At 71.5% G+C, this 17,709-nt stretch carries 16 protein-coding genes; 9 read left to right on the top strand and 7 right to left on the bottom strand.

Annotation, left to right across the window (positions count from 1 at the left end; genetic code table 11):
• Positions 1–25: 25 nt before the first annotated feature.
• Positions 26–1,063: a M36 family metallopeptidase gene (locus tag Cs7R123_RS37415; RefSeq protein ID WP_212833697.1), complete on the bottom strand. Its 1,038-nt coding sequence runs from the start codon at positions 1,061–1,063 to the stop codon at positions 26–28.
• 173 nt (positions 1,064–1,236) lie between these two features.
• Between Cs7R123_RS37415 and Cs7R123_RS37420 the strand changes: the two genes are divergently transcribed.
• Both Cs7R123_RS37420 and Cs7R123_RS37425 read left to right on the top strand, forming a co-directional pair.
• A complete protein-coding gene (locus Cs7R123_RS37420; protein WP_212833699.1) occupies positions 1,237–1,770 on the top strand; it encodes a SigE family RNA polymerase sigma factor in 534 nt (177 codons plus the stop codon).
• 2 nt (positions 1,771–1,772) lie between these two features.
• Positions 1,773–3,005 carry a hypothetical protein gene (locus Cs7R123_RS37425; RefSeq protein ID WP_212833701.1) on the top strand — a complete coding sequence of 411 codons (1,233 nt, stop codon included), beginning with the start codon at positions 1,773–1,775 and terminating at the stop codon, positions 3,003–3,005.
• 110 nt (positions 3,006–3,115) lie between these two features.
• On the opposite strand, the gene Cs7R123_RS37430 is transcribed toward Cs7R123_RS37425, so the two are convergent.
• Complete coding sequence (locus Cs7R123_RS37430; protein ID WP_212833703.1) at positions 3,116–5,167, bottom strand: glycosyl hydrolase family 28-related protein; 2,052 nt, start codon at positions 5,165–5,167, stop codon at positions 3,116–3,118.
• Positions 5,168–5,484: 317 nt separating this feature from the next.
• Here Cs7R123_RS37430 and Cs7R123_RS37435 point away from each other — a divergent pair, with 317 nt between their 5' ends.
• Both Cs7R123_RS37435 and Cs7R123_RS37440 read left to right on the top strand, forming a co-directional pair.
• Complete coding sequence (locus Cs7R123_RS37435; protein ID WP_212833705.1) at positions 5,485–6,885, top strand: DUF4407 domain-containing protein; 1,401 nt, start codon at positions 5,485–5,487, stop codon at positions 6,883–6,885.
• Positions 6,886–6,993: 108 nt separating this feature from the next.
• Positions 6,994–8,499: a thrombospondin type 3 repeat-containing protein gene (locus tag Cs7R123_RS37440; RefSeq protein ID WP_212833707.1), complete on the top strand. Its 1,506-nt coding sequence runs from the start codon at positions 6,994–6,996 to the stop codon at positions 8,497–8,499.
• A 77-nt stretch (positions 8,500–8,576) separates the two neighbouring features.
• Here Cs7R123_RS37440 and Cs7R123_RS37445 read toward each other — a convergent pair whose 3' ends face one another.
• Positions 8,577–9,359: a TIGR00730 family Rossman fold protein gene (locus tag Cs7R123_RS37445; protein ID WP_212833709.1), complete on the bottom strand. Its 783-nt coding sequence runs from the start codon at positions 9,357–9,359 to the stop codon at positions 8,577–8,579.
• A 263-nt stretch (positions 9,360–9,622) separates the two neighbouring features.
• On the opposite strand from Cs7R123_RS37445, the gene Cs7R123_RS37450 reads away from it, so the two are divergent.
• A complete protein-coding gene (locus tag Cs7R123_RS37450; protein WP_212833711.1) occupies positions 9,623–9,760 on the top strand; it encodes a hypothetical protein in 138 nt (45 codons plus the stop codon).
• 12 nt (positions 9,761–9,772) lie between these two features.
• On the opposite strand, the gene dapE is transcribed toward Cs7R123_RS37450, so the two are convergent.
• Complete coding sequence (gene dapE, locus Cs7R123_RS37455; protein ID WP_212833713.1) at positions 9,773–10,843, bottom strand: succinyl-diaminopimelate desuccinylase; 1,071 nt, start codon at positions 10,841–10,843, stop codon at positions 9,773–9,775.
• Positions 10,844–10,862: 19 nt separating this feature from the next.
• Here dapE and Cs7R123_RS37460 point away from each other — a divergent pair, with 19 nt between their 5' ends.
• From Cs7R123_RS37460 to Cs7R123_RS37475, 4 genes are all read left to right on the top strand, one after another.
• The gene (locus tag Cs7R123_RS37460) at positions 10,863–11,801 is read left to right on the top strand and encodes a DapH/DapD/GlmU-related protein (protein WP_212833715.1); all 939 of its coding nucleotides are present in this window, start codon (positions 10,863–10,865) and stop codon (positions 11,799–11,801) included.
• A 30-nt stretch (positions 11,802–11,831) separates the two neighbouring features.
• Positions 11,832–12,758 (top strand): hypothetical protein, encoded by a 927-nt coding sequence (locus Cs7R123_RS37465; protein WP_212833717.1) that lies wholly within the window; start codon positions 11,832–11,834, stop codon positions 12,756–12,758.
• Entirely contained in the window at positions 12,755–14,173 is a 1,419-nt protein-coding gene (locus Cs7R123_RS37470; protein WP_212833719.1) for a hypothetical protein, read from the top strand. Before Cs7R123_RS37465 ends, Cs7R123_RS37470 begins: the two co-directional genes overlap by 4 nt.
• A gap of 279 nt (positions 14,174–14,452) precedes the next feature.
• Positions 14,453–15,442 carry an AAA domain-containing protein gene (locus tag Cs7R123_RS37475; RefSeq protein WP_244872386.1) on the top strand — a complete coding sequence of 330 codons (990 nt, stop codon included), beginning with the start codon at positions 14,453–14,455 and terminating at the stop codon, positions 15,440–15,442.
• Positions 15,443–15,575: 133 nt separating this feature from the next.
• Here Cs7R123_RS37475 and Cs7R123_RS37480 read toward each other — a convergent pair whose 3' ends face one another.
• From Cs7R123_RS37480 to Cs7R123_RS37490, 3 genes are read right to left on the bottom strand one after another with little or no spacing between them, the layout of a single operon-like run.
• Positions 15,576–15,980 carry a hypothetical protein gene (locus Cs7R123_RS37480; RefSeq protein ID WP_212833721.1) on the bottom strand — a complete coding sequence of 135 codons (405 nt, stop codon included), beginning with the start codon at positions 15,978–15,980 and terminating at the stop codon, positions 15,576–15,578.
• Complete coding sequence (locus tag Cs7R123_RS37485) at positions 15,953–16,261, bottom strand: hypothetical protein (protein ID WP_212833723.1); 309 nt, start codon at positions 16,259–16,261, stop codon at positions 15,953–15,955. Before Cs7R123_RS37485 ends, Cs7R123_RS37480 begins: the two co-directional genes overlap by 28 nt.
• Positions 16,262–16,309: 48 nt before the next feature.
• Complete coding sequence (locus tag Cs7R123_RS37490; RefSeq protein WP_212833724.1) at positions 16,310–17,683, bottom strand: AAA family ATPase; 1,374 nt, start codon at positions 17,681–17,683, stop codon at positions 16,310–16,312.
• Between the last annotated feature and the right edge of the window lie 26 nt (positions 17,684–17,709).

A 17,709-nucleotide genomic window follows, 5' to 3' on the forward strand; every position in this document is an offset into this window, starting at 1 on the left:
GCCACAGCCGACCGCGTGCGCACGGTCAGAGGATGCCGCGGGCGGCGAAGGCGGCCTGGACCTGGGCGGCGGCCGCGGGGCCGTACAGGCGCTGCGCCGTGGCGACGGTGGTGGCCGCCGCGTCGTGGAAGCTGGTGTCGGCGGCGAAGCCGAACTGGGCCTCGACGATCACCGTGCTGCCCGCGACGTCGCCGAGCGCGTGGTGCACGTCCCACAGCGCCCGCGACCAGATCTCGCCGTCGGCGTGCACCTCGCCGCGCACGTCGGCCGGGTACATCTTGTTCCCGTCGAGCCGCCGCAGGCAGTGCGGGGCGGCGGTGTACGGCGTCGAGTCCCAGTCGGCCACGCACGCCTCGTCGGTGGCGGTCGGCACCCCGGTGGCCCAGTCGGTCACCACGACCGCCAGGTAGTCGCCGAAGGCCTCGCCGATCGCCCCGGACTCCAGGTCGGTGCCGAAGCCGGGGACCTGGGCGTCCTGCACCGAGTGGCCGTACTCGTGGATGATCACCTCGGCGTCCTCGGCGTCGTCGACGCCGCCCTTGCCGAGGGTGATGTTGGCCTTGTCGTCGCGGAAGAACGAGTTGTCGCCGCCGTACTGGTCGATGCGCAGCTCGATCTGGCGCTGGTTGACCGGCCGCAGCGTGCTGCCGAAGCCGAGGTGCTGGAGGTAGTGCTGGGCGGTGGTGACCCAGTAGTACCCCATGACCTGCTCGAACTGGTCCTTGTCCCGGTGCCAGTCGGCGAAGGAGCCGTTCCCGGCCAGGGCCCGCTGGCCGGTCTTGCTCTTGACGACGACGTACGCGCCGGTGAGGGTGCCGGAGCCGTCGAGGTCGGTCAGCGTCACCCGCCGGTACGCCGCCGCGAACGCCGGGCTGTCGGCGTCCTTGGCGTCGGCCAGGTTCTGGTCGCCCAGCTGCTGGACCGGGTTCGGGTAGAACACGGTGCCGGTCGCGGTGGCTCCGAAGCCGCCACCGGCCTGGGCGGCACCCCCGGTGACGGCGGTGGTGACCGCCACGGTCAGCGCGGCGGCGACGGCCGTCCCGCGGAGCTTGGACAACTGCATGTCTGCCTCCCCTGTGAGATGTGCCCAGCCTATGGACGACGGTCCGCGCCCCGATTCATCCGACCCACCGACCACGATGTCGCGCCCGTGACACGTGGCAGGTCCGGCATACAACCCCCGTGGCGGCCGGGACCGTCTGAGGTCTGCAATGGACACCTAGGACGGGGGTGCCGATGGCATCGGAAAGAACCCGCCAGCGGGATGCCGACTTCTCGGAGTTCGTCTCGGCGCAGCTGCCGACGCTGCGCCGGACGGCATACCTGCTGTGCGGAGACTCCCACCGGGCCGACGACCTGGTGCAGGAGGCGGTCACCAAGCTCTACGTGCGGTGGCACCGCCTCGGCGACATCGAGCGGCTGGACCGCTACCTGCGCACCATGCTGGTGCGCGAGTTCCTCAACGAGCGGCGCCTGTCCTGGGCGAAGGTGCTGCTGTTCGGGAAGCCGGTGTACGAGCCCGAGGCCAGGGCCGACGACACCGAGCAGCGGCTGGCCGTACGCGCCGCGCTGGCGCGGGTGCCCGCGCGGCAGCGGGCCGTGCTGGTGCTGCGGTTCCTGTGCGACCTGCCCGTCGACGAGGTCGCGCTGCTGCTGGGCTGCACCGCCGGAACGGTGAAGAGCCAGACCTCACACGGCCTGGCCACGCTGCGCGGCCACCTGGGCGACCGGGTCGACCTGATCCCTGTTCTGGCTGAATCAAGGAGTTGACATTGGACAACGAGGATGAATACGGCCGCCGGCTGCTCCAGCCGCTGGCCGGGGAACCGCCCGTCCCGTCGCGGATCGACCTGTCCCAGGTGGTCGCGGCCGGGCGCAGGCGGCGGCGGACCCGCCACGCGGTGGGTACGACCGGCCTGCTCGCGGTCGCCATGGCCGCGGTGATGGCGGTGCCGGTGGTCATCCACCGCGCGTCGGCCGACCAGGCCGCCGCACCGGGCGCGTCCCGTTCGGGTACGGCGTCCGCGGCCGCGTCGCCCAGCCAGGCCGCATCCCGCTACGACCGCGGCGACGCCCCGCCGCTGCCGACCGCGTGCAAGGCCACGGAGCTGCCCTCCCCCGGCGGCGGCCACAGCTACGCCCGCGCGGTCGACCCGAGCGGGCACTACGTCGCCTACCGCACCTACATCAACGGGACCAACGCGCGGATCTGGCACGACGGGCAGGTCGTCGACGTGCCGATGCCCGGCGAGGACAACGGGTTCGAGGCGGTCAACGCCTCGGGCGTCGCGGTCGGCGTGACCTTCGTCGGCGAGTCGCCCGGCGTGACCGCGATGGTGTACCGCGACGGCGGTGTGGCGAAGCTGCCCGGCGCCGACGGGGCCGCCCCGAGCGGCGTCAACGCCGCCGGGGTCGTCGTGGGCGAGAAGGGCGGCAACCCGGTCGTGTGGCGCTCGCTGACCAGCCGCCCCGAACCGCTGCCGCTGCCCAAGGGCTTCACCCAGGGCAGCGCCAACGACGTCGACGACGACGGCATGATCGTGGGCCACGTCTCCAAAGGCGGCGACCGCACCGCGTATGTGTGGTCGGCGTCCGGCAAGGGACGGGCGCTGCCCGCGCCGGTGCTGGGCGGGGTCACCGCGACCGACACCGACGCCCGGAAGATCACCAACGGCTGGGTCACGGGTTACGCCACGTTCCCCGGCAAGCAGGTCAACTCGGTGCGCTGGGACCTGGCCACCGGCAAGGTCGTGTCGTTGCCGAAGCTGACGTGGAGCAACGACGTCAGCCGGTACGGCTGGGTGACCGGCATGAGCACGAAGAACCAGGCGGTGCTGACCGACGGCACCCGGTACCTGGTGCTGGAAGAGATCTTCCCCCGGTACCCGGAGTACGGGATGAACTTCGGGGAGTCGATCAGCGACGACGGCCTGGTCATCGTCGGGCAGAACGACGACGGCGGCCACGACGGGCTCCAGCGCGCCCTGGTCTGGCACTGCTCGTAGACCGAGCCGAAGAGGGGCGCCCAGGTCACCCTGAGCGCCCCTCTGCGGAGGTTGGTAGGGGCACCTTCCACATCGGATTCCGATCAGAAGGTGCCCTTCCTTACTTCAGTTCACCAGGCCGAGGGGGCCGGGGGCACGACGACCGGCGGGCGGTCGTCGCAGGTGATGGTGTTCGGCAGCTCCCACGAGGCGAACCAGGGGCCGGTGGTGCCGCCACCGTCGTTGCCGCCCAGGTCGTTGAAGGAGAACTCCGAACCGGCGGGCGTGAAGTGGAACGACCCGCAGTTGTTGATGCCGACCGCGCCCACGTTGCGGGCGTCCACGTTCTCGAACGAGGCCGAGCCGGCCGCGCGGGCGCTGACCACCGAGGTGCCGGTGCCGTCGACGCGGACGTCCTTGAAGTGCACGTTCGAGATCGAGTACAGGTCCTTCACCGGCCAGTCGCTGACCAGCATGATCGCGTTGTAGGTGCTGTCCAGGAAGTGGTCGCCCACGACCTGGATGTCGGCGTCGATGCTGCGCTCCAGCGCGAGGAACCAGATGGCCCCGAGGCCGATGTTCCAGTTCAGCTCGTACGTGCCGGCGCGCACGGTGGTGTTGTTCGTGATCGCCAGCGTGCCGGTGAACGGCTGGGCGCCGAAGCGCGAGCCGACGTGCAGGCCGCTGCCCTCGCGGATCGGGTCGGCGATCAGGTTGTTCGACACCGTGTTGTCGGTGCCGCCGTAGATCGCGATGCCGTTGGCCAGGGTCGGGGTCTGGATGGTGTTGTGGTCGAAGACGTTGTTCGCGTCCGCGACCTGGTCGGACCACATGGCCAGGCCGTCGTCACCGGTGTTGCGGATGAAGGTGTTGGACACCGACGAGCCGGTGACGCCCTTGCGGAAGTTGATCGCGTCGGCGATCTGGTCCGCGATGATGCTGTTGGTGATCTTCAGGTTGTCCATCGGACCGTCGAACCACATGCCCACCTTGGTGTGGTGGATGTAGAGACCGTCGATGGTGGAGTCGCTCAGCGAACCGCCGACGCCGTTGACCTGGTCGGTGTCGATGCGCTCGCGGACGTCGCCCTCGATCGCGAACCCGGACAGGTGCACGTCGCTGCTGCCGCCGGCCTCGGCGTACTTGCCGTAGAAGCCGACCCCGGTGTGCACCGAACCGTCGGCGGCGGGGGTGCTCAGCGCGACCTCGCTGCCCTTGATCACGGTGTACCAGTTGCCGGCGCCCTCGATCGTCACGTCGTCGACGATGATGTGCCGGTTGACCTGGAACACGCCCGGCGGGACGTAGACGCTGAGGCCGAACCGCTTGGCGAAGGCGATCGCCTGGTCGAACGCGTTCGCCGAGTCACGCCGACCGGTCGGGTCGGCACCGAACAGCAGCACGTTCGCCGCGATCAGGCGCACCTTGGGCGCGCCGACCAGCTCGGAGTCGAGCAGGTCGATCGTGGTCGTGGCGGCGTTGGTGCCGGCCGGGGCGGTGAGCCGGATCTTGTCGCCCGCCTTGTACGTCTTGCCGAGCAGCAGGCGCTGCTCGTCGTAGAAGTGCATGGGGCGGAACGGGGTGCTGATGACCGGCGCCGGGTCGGTGTACTGCGGCACGCAGCCGCACTCGGTGATCCACCAGTCGGCGTGCAGCAGTCCGGCGGTGGGGTCGTTGCTGAACGGGTACTGGTTGTACAGCCACGCGTACTGCGAGGTCAGCGTCATGGTCTTCTTGCTCTTGCCGTTGACCGTGACGTCCAGCGGCGCGGTGATGCCGCCGCCGGTCGGCGCGTCCGGGATGCTGTAGCGCACCGTGATCGCGTTGGCGGCGCTGGGCAGCGTGAACTCCACGTACTGCCCGGGGGTCAGCTGCACGGCCTTGCGGCCCGAGGCTTCCGCAGCCAGCGTGTACGCGGCCCGGCCGCTGATGACCGAACCGTTGTGGACCGCGTTCTCGGCCTCCTGCTCGGCGAAGGCCACGGCGGCACCGCGACCGGCGACGAGCGACGGGTCGAGCGCCGCCCGGGTCACGACCGGGGCGGCGGGGGCGTTCGCGGCCAGAGCCGGGACGGCGTTGCCGACCACGAGGCTCAGGCCGACGGCGGCCGTGGTGGCGGAGGCGACGGCCACCGGCGCCCAACGCCGACCGGACCACCTCGCTCCTGTGATGCTCCGAGACATCGATTTGACTCGTTTCTGTCGGAGGGGTGAACGCCAAAGACGCTCTCGGCGGAGCGGACGCCAGGAGGTGAAGCTGACTCTAAGTTGCCGATGTCTGCTCCCACAAGAACCCCTTGAAATCTTTCCGTAACCTTGCCCGGCAGATTCGTATGTCCATTTGGTTATTGCGCTCTTGTCGCAAGTCGTTGCGCAGGCGCCTCGGCCGAAGAGATCGACCCGGCCGTCCGTAGGGAGCATCCCCGACAACCTCCGGAGAGACAGAAGGCGTCCGGCAGGCGAGGATCGAAACCTGTTGTCCACGGCACTGGGAGCGCGGCGTGTACCCGACCGAACCGAACGCACAGCCCGAACCTGCGCCACACCGGGCCGCCCACGCGGCCGATGTGGACGACACCGAGCCGCTGGCGCTGCCCGCCGCCGAGACCGACCGGGCACCCGCGCCACCGGCCGAACCCCAGCCCGAGCCGGTCGCCGCGCGACCGCGGCGCGAGTGGCCCAGACTCGAACTCGGCCGACGCCTGCGCGTGCTGGCCGGGGTGGACGAGGCGCTGCTGGACCGGGTGCCGCAGGAGCGCGCCTGGTACACCTCGCTGGGCGGCGTGGTGCTGGGCACCGCGACCATCGCGGCGTTCTCCATGTTCTTCGCGATCAGCCAGGCGATCGGCGGCTCGCACTGGCTGGTGGTCGTGCCGGTCGCGGTGTGGTTCCTGTTCATCCTCAACGTCGACCGCTGGCTGGTCTCCAGCCGGCTGGGCCTGGGCTGGTTCCGCCGCGTGCCGGTGCTGGTGATGCGCGTGCTGATGGCGGTCTTCTTCGGCATCGTCATCGCGGAGCCGCTGGTGCTGAAGATCTTCGAGACCGCGGTGGTGCAGCACGTCGCCGACCAGCGCACCGAGCACCTGGCCGAGCTGGCCGGGCGGCTGAAGGTGTGCAACCCGGTGCCCGGCTCGGCCGACGCCGCCCCGGGCGACTGCAAGGCCACCGAGACGTTCAACTTCGACCAGTCGCCCGTCGCGACGCTGCGCGAGCTCCAGACGCGCCGCGCCGACGCCGACGCGCTGATCAAGACCATCGACGCCGACTCGGCGCAGCTGCGGACCATCAACGACATGGCCCGGCGCGAGTGCGTCGGCGACTCCGGGCCCGGCCTGACCGGGCAGCGCGGCGTCGGCCCCAACTGCCGGCGGCTGCGCCAGGAGGCGGACACGTTCGCCCGCAACCACGACATCGACGGCAACAGCGCGAAGCTGGCGGCGCTGCGTACGCGGATCTCGGAGCTGGAGACGTCCGCCAACGCCAGCCACGCCGCCTTCGAGGCCGAGCGCGAGACGAAGATCAAGGCCCGGGTCGAGGAGGAGCGCAGCCACCAGGGCGCCATCGGCCTGCTGGAGCGGCTCGGCGCGCTGCACGACCTGGCCGACAGCAGCGGCGTGCTGGCTGTCGGCATCTGGGCCGTGCGCATCTTCTTCATCCTGGTCGACTGCATGCCGATCCTGGTGAAGTTCGTCGGCGGCACCACGACCTACGACCGGCTCGTGTCCCAGCAGCTCGCGGTGGCCGAACGCGACCTCAACCACGACATCGAGGCCGAGTACGTCGAGCGCGAGGCGGCGCTGCGCAAGCGCAAGGCCGAGATCGACCTGGAGGTGCTGGAGCACAAGGCCGAGCTCAACGCCCGCCTGCACCGCGCCGCCGACCGCCTCAGCGAGCGGGTCTGAACTCCCCGGACCGAGCGGCCTAGGGACATCCCGAGGGCCGCCACCGCCACCAGCCGCAATCCCGACATGCACGGGAGTTCCAGGCGAGCCGTTGAGATCGTCCTCGGCATGTTGCGAAGAACTCTCGCCATCACCATCGCCGTCGCCGCGCTCGTCGCGGCGACGGCGACGACCGGGCTTCCGGCGTCGGCCGCGCCCGAGCGGCCGACGCTGAAGTCCCTGCGGCTGTGCGACGCCACCGCCTGCTACCTCGCCTGGCGCGCCGTCGACTCGGACGGCGACGGGGCCTGCGACGCGGACGAGATCGTGGCCGGCACCGATCCCTACGACGCGCGCAGCTACCCGGGAATGTCGCTGCTGGTGGAACTCACCGCCGCCCGCAAGCTGCCGTCCTTCGAAACCGGCCAGGGCACGTTCGCCGTCATCCCGGCCGACGTGCTCAACGCGTGGGCGAAGGACGGCCGGTCCACTGACGGCGTGTTCGCGTACGCCAAGCGCGCCGACGCCCTGGCCCGGATGGGGGTCAGCGCCGAGCTGCTCGCCGAGTGGGGCCTCGACCCGTTCCGGGGCCTCACCGTCGGCCTGGGCGCCACGGCCAAGGAGGGCCAGGTCGCGCCGATCGGGGTCGGGACGCTGGCCGTGATCCGGGCCGCGACCGGCTTCGGCCAGCCGTACGGTGCATCCACGGTGACGGCGGTCAAGGGTGACGACGGGCTGCCCGCACAGCTCATCGCCTACGCCAACGGCGTGAAGGGCATCGCCACCTACTCCGCCGGGGCCGGGAACATCTCCTTCGCCGACGGCGCGGGGGTGCACATCGGCGGCAAGTCCACCGTCAACGGCAAGGACGCCGACGGCAACCCGATGACGACCGAGACGGTCACCGACTCCGACGGGCGGATCGAATCCGTCGTGCGGACCACCCGCACCGACGGCGGCGGCTGGTCGCAGACCTACACCGAATCCGTCGAGTACAACCGGGACGACACGGGCAAGCTCACCGGCGTCACCATCACCCGCGTCACGACCACCTTCACGCAGTACGGCTCCGGCACCGGGCGCACCGTGCACCAGTGTGACGCGAGCGGCGGGAACTGCCAGGACGTCACGTACCCGGCGCGCGGCGGCGGCAACGGCCACGAGGACACCCCGAGCGGCGACCACGGCGGTGCGAGCCACGGACCGTCGGAGGGCGCCGAACCCGCCGAGCCGAGCAACGACGATCCCGAAGGCCACGGGGACAGCCACGACCCGGACGACCCGAACGACAACGGGCCCATCCACCACAGCCCCGACGAGGACGGCTACATCGAGTCCGACTACGCCGGTCCCGCCTTCATCAGCCAGGAGCAGGTCGGCCAGACGCTGCGCCTGCGCGGGGCGGCCGTCAACGTCGTCGAGGGCTGGCGGTCGCCGGGCCTCGACCGGGACCCGCAGTTCCCCAACCTCGGCGCGATCATGCTGGTCACCGGCGACGACGACGTGTTCACGGTGATCACCGAGCCCGACCGGGTCACCTCGGCGCAGCCCGAGGGACGGCCCGACCTGCCGCAGCCCGGCCTGCCGGGCGGCAGCATCCCGTCGGGCGGGTGCGAGCACTGCTACGGCGGTTGATCCGACGTCGGCGGCGCGGGCCGGTCCCGCGCCGCCGACGGTTGTCCAGCCGCGGATCCGGCCGTGGTGGTCCGGGCCTAGCCGCGCGGGCCGCCGTGGCGGATCTGCTGCTCGGCGGTGAGGAGCTTGTCCGCCTCCACGATGTGGTTGACCGCCTCCTCCACGTCGTCGGTGACCAGCAGCAGGTCCAGGTCCGCGGCGTCGATCTTGCCGGTGCCCAGCATCCGCTCGCGCATCCAGGCCAGCAGGCCGCTCCAGTAGTCCACGCCCATCATCACGACCGGGAACCGGGTGACCTTCTCGGTCTGCACCAGTGTCAGCGCCTCGAACAGCTCGTCCATCGTGCCCATGCCGCCGGGCAGCACCACGAACGCCTGGGCGTACTTGACGAACATGGTCTTGCGGACGAAGAAGTAGCGGAAGTCGATGCCGATGTCGACCCACTCGTTGATGCCCTGCTCGAACGGCAGCTCGATGCCGAGCCCGACCGACAGGCCGCCCGCCTCGGTGCAACCCCGGTTCGCGGCTTCCATCACCCCGGGACCGCCGCCGGTGATCACGGCGTATCCGGCGCGGGCCAGGGCGGCGCCCAGCCGCTCGGCCAACCGGCACTCCGGCGACTCCGGGGCGCTGCGGGCCGAGCCGAAGACGCTCACCGCGGGCGGCAGGTCGCTGAGGGTGTCGAAGCCCTCGACGAACTCGCTCAGGATGCGCAGGGTCCGCCACGAGTCGCGGACCTTCCAATCCGGACGCCCGACGGAGTCGAGCAGGGCCTGGTCCGCCGTGCCGGTGGAGATCGCTTCGCGGCGCAGGGTCACCGAGCCCCGGTGCCGCGCGGGCCGGGAATTGCCGTTCGTCATCCCATCACCGTAGTCCGCCCGGATCGTTGCACGGAGGAACCGGGGGTGTCCCCCGGGAAGAAATCGGGGCCGGACACCGATTTCAAGGTTTGGCGCACCACTACACCGGGGTAGTGGAACCGCCCGTGGCACGTACCGCCGGGCAGTGGCCCGGCTCCGGCGTAATTCCCTGCGAATCAGCGCAACCGTGCGCCATGCTTTGGCGTCAGGAATGTCAGACGAACAGGGTTGAATCGAAGCCGACGAGGGAGGCGATCACCGTGATGACCCGCTCCGAGATGCTCCGCCAGCGCCAGGCGATGCGCCAGCGCATCCGCGCCACCGTGCACGCCCGCCGGATCGCCCAGGTGACCGGCCAGTTCGAGACCGACCAGGCCGAGGAGACCGCCGCCGCGCGCTGACGCGGCACCCGGTCAGCCCACCAGCCAGCGGCGCAGCAGCGCCGCGCCCTGCTCGATCTTCTCCAGTTCCACGTGCTCGTCGCGCTTGTGCGCCAGGTTGGGGTCGCCCGGCCCGTAGTTCAGGGCCGGGATGCCCAGCTCCGCGAAGCGTGCCACGTCCGTCCAGCCCAGCTTCGCCGCGGGTGCCGCCCCGGTGGCGGCCAGGAACTGCGCGGCGGGCGGCGCGTCCAGCCCCGGCAGGGCACCGGGCGCGAAATCCGTGATCTCGACGTCGTACCCGGTGAAGACCTCGCGCAGGTGCGCCTCGGCCTGCGCGACGCTGCGGTCGGGTGCGAACCGGAAGTTGACCTCGATCTCGCACTCGTCCGGGATGACGTTGCCCGCGACCCCGCCGGAGATGCGCACCGCGTTCAGCCCCTCGCGGTAGCGGCAGCCGTCGATCAGGACCTCGCGCGCCTCGTACGCCGAAAGCCGCCGCAGCGCCTCGCCCGCCTTGTGGATCGCGTTGTCGCCCAGCCACGAGCGCGCCGCGTGCGCCCGCACGCCGTGGGTGCGCACCTTCGCCCGCATGGTCCCCTGGCAGCCCGCCTCGACGATGCCGTACGTCGGCTCCAGCAGGATCGCGAAGTCGGCCGTCAGCAGCTCGGGCCGCTCCTGGGCCACGATGCGCAGCCCGTTGCGCACCGCCTCGACCTCCTCGCACTCGTAGAAGAAGTACGTGACGTCGTAGCGGGGCTCGGCCACCGTCGCGGCCAGGTGCAGCGCCAGCGCGGTGCCACTCTTCATGTCGGACGTGCCGCAGCCCCACATGATCTTCTCGTCCATGGTGGACGGGAAGTTGTCGGCGATCGGCACCGTGTCCAGGTGCCCGGCGAGCACGACCCGCTGCTCGCGCCCGAGCTCGGTCCGCGCGATCACGGTGTGGCCGATCCGGTCCACCCGCAGGTGGGCGCGCTCGCGCAGCACCTCCTCGACCGCGTCGGCGATCTCCTTCTCATTGCCCGAGACGGACTCGATGTCGACCAGGGCACGGGTCAGCGCGATGGGATCGACGAGCACCTGCGGCGTCAGCGGGTTCGGCATACGGGTAGCCTAGGGCACCGTGAGCAGCACACGTCTCGACCAGCCCGCCTGGGGCTTCGGCCTCGCCACCGTCAGCGGCGAGCAGACCCTCGAAGTGTGGTTCCCGGCCGGTCAGCTCGGCCTGGGCACCCCGACAGCGTCCGCGCCGGACCTGAAGGCCGCCGAGCCGGCCCTGCCCGGCCTGCGCACGGTCCCGGTCGCCGTGTCGATCGCGTCGCTGGCCGACGCGCCCGCCGACACCGCCGACGCCTACCTGCGCCTGCACCTGCTGTCGCACCGGATCGTCCGGCCGCACCAGGCCAACCTGGACGGCGTGTTCGGCCTGCTGCCCAACAACGCCTGGACCTCCGCCGGGGTGTGCCCGCCCGAGCGCGTCGACGAGCTGCGCCTGATCGAGCGCGCCGCAGGCCGCCACCTGGCCGTGTACGGCGTGGACAAGTTCCCGCGGATGACCGACTACGTCGTGCCCGCGGGCGTGCGCATCGCCGACGCCGACCGGGTCCGCCTGGGCGCGCACCTCTCGGCGGGCACCACGGTCATGCAGAAGGGCTTCGTCAACTTCAACGCCGGGACGCTGGGCACCTCCATGGTCGAGGGCAGCATCTCGGCCGGGGTCGTGGTCGGCGAGGGCGCCGACATCGGCGCGGGCGCCTCGATCATGGGCACCCTGTCCGGCGGCGGCAAAGAGGTCATCTCCGTCGGGCAGCGCAGCCTGGTCGGCGCGAACGCGGGCATCGGCATCTCGCTGGGCGACGACTGCGTCGTCGAGGCGGGCTGCTACGTCACCGCGGGCAGCAAGGTCCTGCTCGTCGAGACCGGCGAGACGGTCAAGGCGCTGACCCTGTCGGGCGCCTCGAACGTGCTGTTCCTGCGCAACTCGGTGACCGGCGCGATCGAGGCCCGGCCGCGCACCGGCACGGGCATCGTCCTCAACGCCGCCCTGCACGCCAACGACTGAACCTGAGGAACTGATCCAGGAGGCACCAGCGTGGACCCGCGACGGATAGCCGGGCTGCTCGACGCGCCCGGCTGCCGTCGCAGGCTGGCCGTGGACGTGTCCGGGGTCGAGCCCGCGGTGCTGGCCGAGGCCGTCGGGGCGCCCGAGGGCGGGCAGAGCCCGTACGCGCGCGAGCGGGACGGCACCTTCGCGCAGCTGGCCCTGGCCCGGCTGCCCGAGCTGGTCCTGCGCCACCTGGGCGTGCCGGCCGAGGCCGTGGTCGAGACGGACGAGCTGCCCGGCGGGGTCGGCCTGTGGTCGTGGCGGGCGCCGAAGCTGCGGCTGGGCGACGTGGACGTCACCGTCGACCGGGTGCTGCTGGCCGGGGACGGGACGCGGCTGCATCCGGTGGAGATCAGGTCGTACGCCTGCCTGGACGGCCACGCCGATCCCACCAAGGTGGCGGGCACCGCCCGCGAGCTCGCCGTCACCGTGGCCGCGCTGCGGCAGGCCGCCGACGACCCGGCGCAGGTCAGCACCACCTCGCTGCTGGTGCTGCCACGCAACTTCGGCCTCAACCCGGTCGGCACGACGCTGGACGTGGCGCCGCAGCTGCGGCGGCTGCGCTGGGTGCTCGACCGGCTGGTCTCCGGCGCCGACCGGCTCGCCCCGGACCTGGCCGGGGCACAGCTCGTCGACGCGCTGGGGCAGGTCCCGGCCCGGTTCGGCGACGGGTGCCCGAGCTGCGCGGTGTACCCGTACTGCCGGGGCGACGCCGAGCAGTCCGGTGCCGCCGCCCGCGCCGGGGCGACCGTGGCGAACCTGTGCGGCCCGGTCGGGGTGGCCGCCGACGCGCTGGCGCTGGCCCACGGCGAGCGCCCGCCCGGCGACGAGACGGAGCAGGCCATCGCCGCCGAACTGTCCCGCGCGGCCCATGCGTACGGCCAGGCCGTCACCCGGGCCCGCGAGTCGGCATGAGCCTGGACGTCTACCAGCGCCTGCTGGCACTCCAGCAGCGCCGTGCCGTGCCAGCCGCCTCCCGGGCGCACCGCCACCTGTCGCCCCGGCCGTGGGTGCTGGTCGGCTACCACCTGGCCGGTGAGCCGTCGGCGCCGGTCGCGATCCGGTACGGCTCCTTCCGCGGCCAGCCGAAACTGCTCGTCGTCGCCGAGCCCCGCGACCGCGACCAGCGCTTCGCCGCGCTCGGGGCGCTGGCCCGGGACCTGGCCACCTACCTGAGCCGCTACACCGAGACCGAGCCGGTGGTGCGGGTCGGCAACGGCCGCGAGCTGGACGTCGATCACTGCTGCACCGACGCGCCGCAGCTGGTGGTGCCGAACGAGGCCACCGCGCACTGGCTGGACCTGCTCGGGCAGTACCTGCGCACCCTCGACGTGGACCCGGTGCTCCAGACCGCGGGCGCGCACCTGGGCTGGTTCGCCTCCCGGCGGCACCTGCCCGGTTCCAGCGCCGTGCTCACCGCGACGGACCTGCTGTCGACCCACTGGCGCACCGGCCAGCTCCCCACCGAGGACGGCCACCTGGGCCGCCTGCTGGCGTGGATCGAACCGCCCGCCGGGCAGGACGCCTGGACCGCCGCGGCCGCCGCCGAGCAGCGCCCGCCCGCCGGTCCCGCCAGCGACCCCGAGTGGGACCTGATGACGCTGCGCCCGGCGCTGGAGCGGGCCAAGCAGGTCGGCGACGTACGCCGGTTGAAGCTGGCCGCGGCCGAGGTGCTGGACCAGGCGTGGCGCGACACGTGGACCGCGCTGGACCTGGTCGGCCTGCTGCCGCCCGGCGGCCACACGGCCCAGCGCTGGGAGTCCGACCGCTGGTCGTGGACCCGGCACCGCGAGCGGATCACCGCCGGGACGATCCGGTTCGGCGGCAGGCTGTCCGACGTGCCCGCGTTCCGGTTCCTGCACGAGCTGGAGACGCGCACCGTGGCGCTGGAGCGGCAGATGGCGCTGGACGATCCGCTGGTGATGGCGCGCTGGCTGGCCACCGGCGAGGCCGTCGCCGGTACCGTGATCAAGCGCGACCTGGAGCACACCGTGACCAGCGCCAAGGGCTCGGCGCTGCTGCGGCCGCTGCTGTGGCTGCGCACGCACGGCTTCGACCGTCCTGCGGGCACCGAGCTGTGGCTGGGCCGGATCGGGCTGACCGTGCGCTCGTCCACCGTGGACACGGTCGAGCTGATGGTCACCAGCGGCGCGGTGACCAGGCCGAAGTTCAACCTGCTGCCCGAGTGCGACGCCGAGGTGGTGCTCGCCCCGTTCGGCCCGCAGCAGCACTTCCCCGACAACCTGCCCGAGGAGCTGCCGTGGCCCGCCCGCCCGGTGCGCCTGGCGGCGCCGTCGGCTTCGGACGACCGCGAGGACACCGGTGAGTGAGGCGGCGCGGCGGCACGAGGCCGCGATCGAGCAGGTCTGGGACCGGGTACGCGGCACCGACCGCGCCGTCGTCGTCGACTCCCCGCCCGGCGCGGGCAAGTCGACCCTGGTCCGCGAACTGACCCGGCGCCTGGTCGCCGCGGGCGAGCACGTGCCGGTCGTGGTGCAGACCAACGACCAGGCCGACGACCTCGTGATCGCACTGGCCGCGGGGGCCTGTCCACCGGCCGCCTGCACGGCACCGAGTGGACTCCCCCGGCCCGCTGGCCGAGGGACCGGGTGCGCACCGGCACCAAACTCGGCGAGCTGGGCGGCTGCGACGTCATCGTGGGCACGGCCGCGAAGTGGGCCTACGTCAAGGCCGACGACCGGGTGTGGCCGCTGGGGATCATCGACGAGTCGTACCAGATGTCGGCCGCCGCCCTGGTCCGCGTCGGGCACCTGTTCGACCGGCTGCTGCTGGTCGGCGACCCGGGGCAGCTCGCCCCGTTCACCGTCGCCGACGAGCACTCGGTGCGCTCGCTGGCCACCTGGCCGCTGGACACCGCGGCCGGCACGGTGCTGCGCCACCACCCGGACACCCCGGTGATCCCGCTGCCGGTGAGCTGGCGGCTGGCCCCGCACACCGCCCCGGTGATCTCGGACGCGTTCTACACCCGGCCGTTCCGCGCCGGGGCCGAGGCGCAGGACCGGCGGCTGGAGCTGCGTTCACTCGCCCACCCGGCGCTGGCCCAGGCGGCCGAGACCGGCTGGGCGCTGCTGGAACTGCCCGCCGCGCACGTGCCGCGCACCGACCCGGCCCTGGTGGCGGTGCTGGCCGAGCTCACCCACCAGCTCGTCACGGCCGACGCGTCGACCGTGGACCCGTCCGGCGGGCGGCCGCTGACCAGCGCCGACATCGCCGTCGGGGTGGTGCACCGGGACCAGAAGGCACAGGTCGAGGCCGCGTTGCAGCGGCTGGGCGTGACCGGGGTGACCGTGGACACCGCCAACCGGCTCCAGGGCCGCCAGTACGAGGTGGTGCTGGCGTGGCATCCGCTCAGCGGCCGCCGCGACGCCAGCGCGTTCCACCTGGAGGCGGGGCGGTTGTGCGTGCTCGCGTCCCGGCACCGGCAGGCGTGCGTCGTCGTCACCCGCGCCGGGATCACCGACCAGCTCTACGCGTACCCGGCCGCCGAGCCGGTCTGGCTGGGCACCGACCCGCCCCAGGTCGACGGCTGGGAGGCCAACCGCGTCTTCCTCGACCGCCTCGCCCCATTCCGCGTCTGACCCCCCCCACGCGGCCACGCCCCCCGGGGGGCGCGCGCCAAGATCGGTGCAGTTTCGGGGAAAGTGCAGGAATCTTGACCTGGATTCGTGCACTTTCCCCGAAACTGCACGAACGATCGTGGACGGCAGGTCGTCAGTTCAGCAGCGATGCGCGCAGGCGAGGTTCCAGCAGGATGCGCAGCAGGCGCGGATCGTGGCGGAAGACCACCTCCGCACCCGGTTGCGTCGCCGCGAGCAGCATCGCCGTGATCACCTCAGCGAACGGCTGCTTGCGGATGGTCAGCAGGCACTCGTTCATCCGTCGCCGGTCGGCCAGCCGCATGGCGTCATACCAGCCTGGCAGCGCTAGTTCGATCACCCGGCGCGCCTGCTGACGCCCTTCCACCAGCACCGCCCGGTTCAGCCGCAGCACCGCGATCGTGTGATGTCCTTTGTCCGTGCGCGGCCGGTACTCCCCCACCGACAGCGCCAGGGCCAGATGGTCGGCAGGATCATCAACCGTGGGGTCGATCAGCAGCGACTGCCCGTGACCATCCACGGGAACTGGTCGCCCTTGCCGTGGCTGTTACAGAACGAGCAGGCGAGCAGGTGGTTCAACCAGTCGAAGGTACGCAGCGGGTTACGTGACAGCGGCTCGTGGTGGTCGATGTCGGTGCCCTGGTTGTCACCGCAGTACATGCACCTGCTGATGCCCGGCGCGGCGTCCAGCAGCAGGTCCCGCAGGCTCTGGCGGGGCTGGGCGCGACGCCAGAGGCCTCTGGCGTGCCGGACACGGTCGGCGGCGGCTCCGATCTCGTTGTTCAGCTGCTTGGTGCGCACATCCAGCTCCACCGGGAGCGGAGGCCGGTTGATCCGGATCACCGGCCGTCACGCCCTGTTCTTGCTGAACCGCCGTGCCGCGTCCCGGGCCGCCGAAGCGGGTGAACTGGTCAGCTGCTCCTGCAATCGGGTATAGCGAGCGACCTCGTCGGGACTCGCCTCACCTGAGAGGACACGAATCTCAAGATCGCCGAGTTCACGGCGCAGCCGAGCCGCTTTCTCGGAATAAGGCTGATCCAGGCCGAACAGTTCGGACATGACCGCATCGTCGCCGGTGCCGTAGACGATCCGCTCATAGAGATCCTGATCGACGACTCTTGGCGGTTCCTGCTCATCCGGCCCAGGCAGACGGATCAGCCCACCGGGGTCTGCGGCCTGGCAGATGTACGGGCTGTGCGAGGTCACGATGAACTGGATCTGCGGGAAATGCTGTTTGAGCCAGATTCCGATGCGCTGCTGCCAAGAAACATGGAGGTGGGCATCGACCTCGTCGATGATCACCACGCCAGGGGCGCTGATCCGGGGCGTGCTGCCTGCCTCGTCGTACGGCAGCCGGTCGCCGAACGAAATGTGCAGCTGTTTGATGAGGTCAACGGCAAGCGCGGCCACAGTGCGATACCCATCGCTCATCTCCCGGAGCGGAAACCTGTGGCCTTTGTGTTCGACCCACAGCCCATCCGAATCGACCCCTCTGATCCGGTAACCGTCCGGGAGCAGGCCGTCGCCGAGGATGGAAAGTGCGATGCGTTTGAGTTTCTCGGCCCCCGGCTTCCGCTCCAGGGAGCGAAGGTGCTGGTCGATAAGCCAGCGCACCCCCTCGGCCAACGACGCGTCCTCATGGAAGAGACTCGCCGAACGCCCTGCGCCTGGACTGAGCATGAGCCGCTGTGCCTCACCTGAGCCCCCGGCCAACCGCCGGAACGGACCATAGGAGGCATGAAACCACCCGACTGGATTCTCGTTCCAGAGGCCGGAGCGAACCGCTTTGCTGGATGCGGCTGCCGCGAGCGCGGGGCGCAGCCCAGGGCTGTCGACCTGCTGCCTTTCCCATCGAAGGACTGCGGTGGCCGGCGGTTCCTCTGCGGATGCCTCGCTCGGCGGGACTTCGAGACCGGTCTGGCGGCGTTGCGGTCCCACCCGATCGAAGGGCCGCTCCCGCAGGACCTCCGCGGACGCCTCGGCTTCAAATTCGCCAGCGGTGATCCAGTTGTCGAAGTCGGGGACAAGGCTGTGCGCGACGGACGGGCCACACAGCGCCAACGACATCGCCCGCAGCAGGGTCGTCTTGCCGGAACCGTTGCGGCCCGCGATGACGGTCCACCCGGCACGGCTTCCGTCGGCTCGGGCCGCGAACTCCAGGTCCACGGCCCGAGCACCACTGAACCCGCGAACGTTGGTGAGACGTACGCGAGAGATGTACATGTGGATGCCCTCCGTCTACCGATAGA

The organism is Catellatospora sp. TT07R-123, assembly GCF_018327705.1.
Taxonomy (GTDB): domain Bacteria; phylum Actinomycetota; class Actinomycetes; order Mycobacteriales; family Micromonosporaceae; genus Catellatospora.

Excerpts from the sequence above, each read along its gene's own strand:
- Cs7R123_RS37440 (WP_212833707.1), top strand. The coding sequence starts at position 6,994 with ATGTTGCGAAGAACTCTCGCCATCACCATCGCCGTCGCCGCGCTCGTC.
- Cs7R123_RS37450 (WP_212833711.1), top strand. The coding sequence starts at position 9,623 with ATGACCCGCTCCGAGATGCTCCGCCAGCGCCAGGCGATGCGCCAGCGC.
- Cs7R123_RS37430 (WP_212833703.1), bottom strand. The coding sequence starts at position 5,167 with ATGTCTCGGAGCATCACAGGAGCGAGGTGGTCCGGTCGGCGTTGGGCG.
- Cs7R123_RS37420 (WP_212833699.1), top strand. The coding sequence starts at position 1,237 with ATGGCATCGGAAAGAACCCGCCAGCGGGATGCCGACTTCTCGGAGTTC.
- Cs7R123_RS37470 (WP_212833719.1), top strand. The coding sequence starts at position 12,755 with ATGAGCCTGGACGTCTACCAGCGCCTGCTGGCACTCCAGCAGCGCCGT.
- Cs7R123_RS37490 (WP_212833724.1), bottom strand. The coding sequence starts at position 17,683 with ATGTACATCTCTCGCGTACGTCTCACCAACGTTCGCGGGTTCAGTGGT.
- dapE (WP_212833713.1), bottom strand. The coding sequence starts at position 10,843 with ATGCCGAACCCGCTGACGCCGCAGGTGCTCGTCGATCCCATCGCGCTG.
- Cs7R123_RS37415 (WP_212833697.1), bottom strand. The coding sequence starts at position 1,063 with ATGCAGTTGTCCAAGCTCCGCGGGACGGCCGTCGCCGCCGCGCTGACC.
- Cs7R123_RS37445 (WP_212833709.1), bottom strand. The coding sequence starts at position 9,359 with ATGACGAACGGCAATTCCCGGCCCGCGCGGCACCGGGGCTCGGTGACC.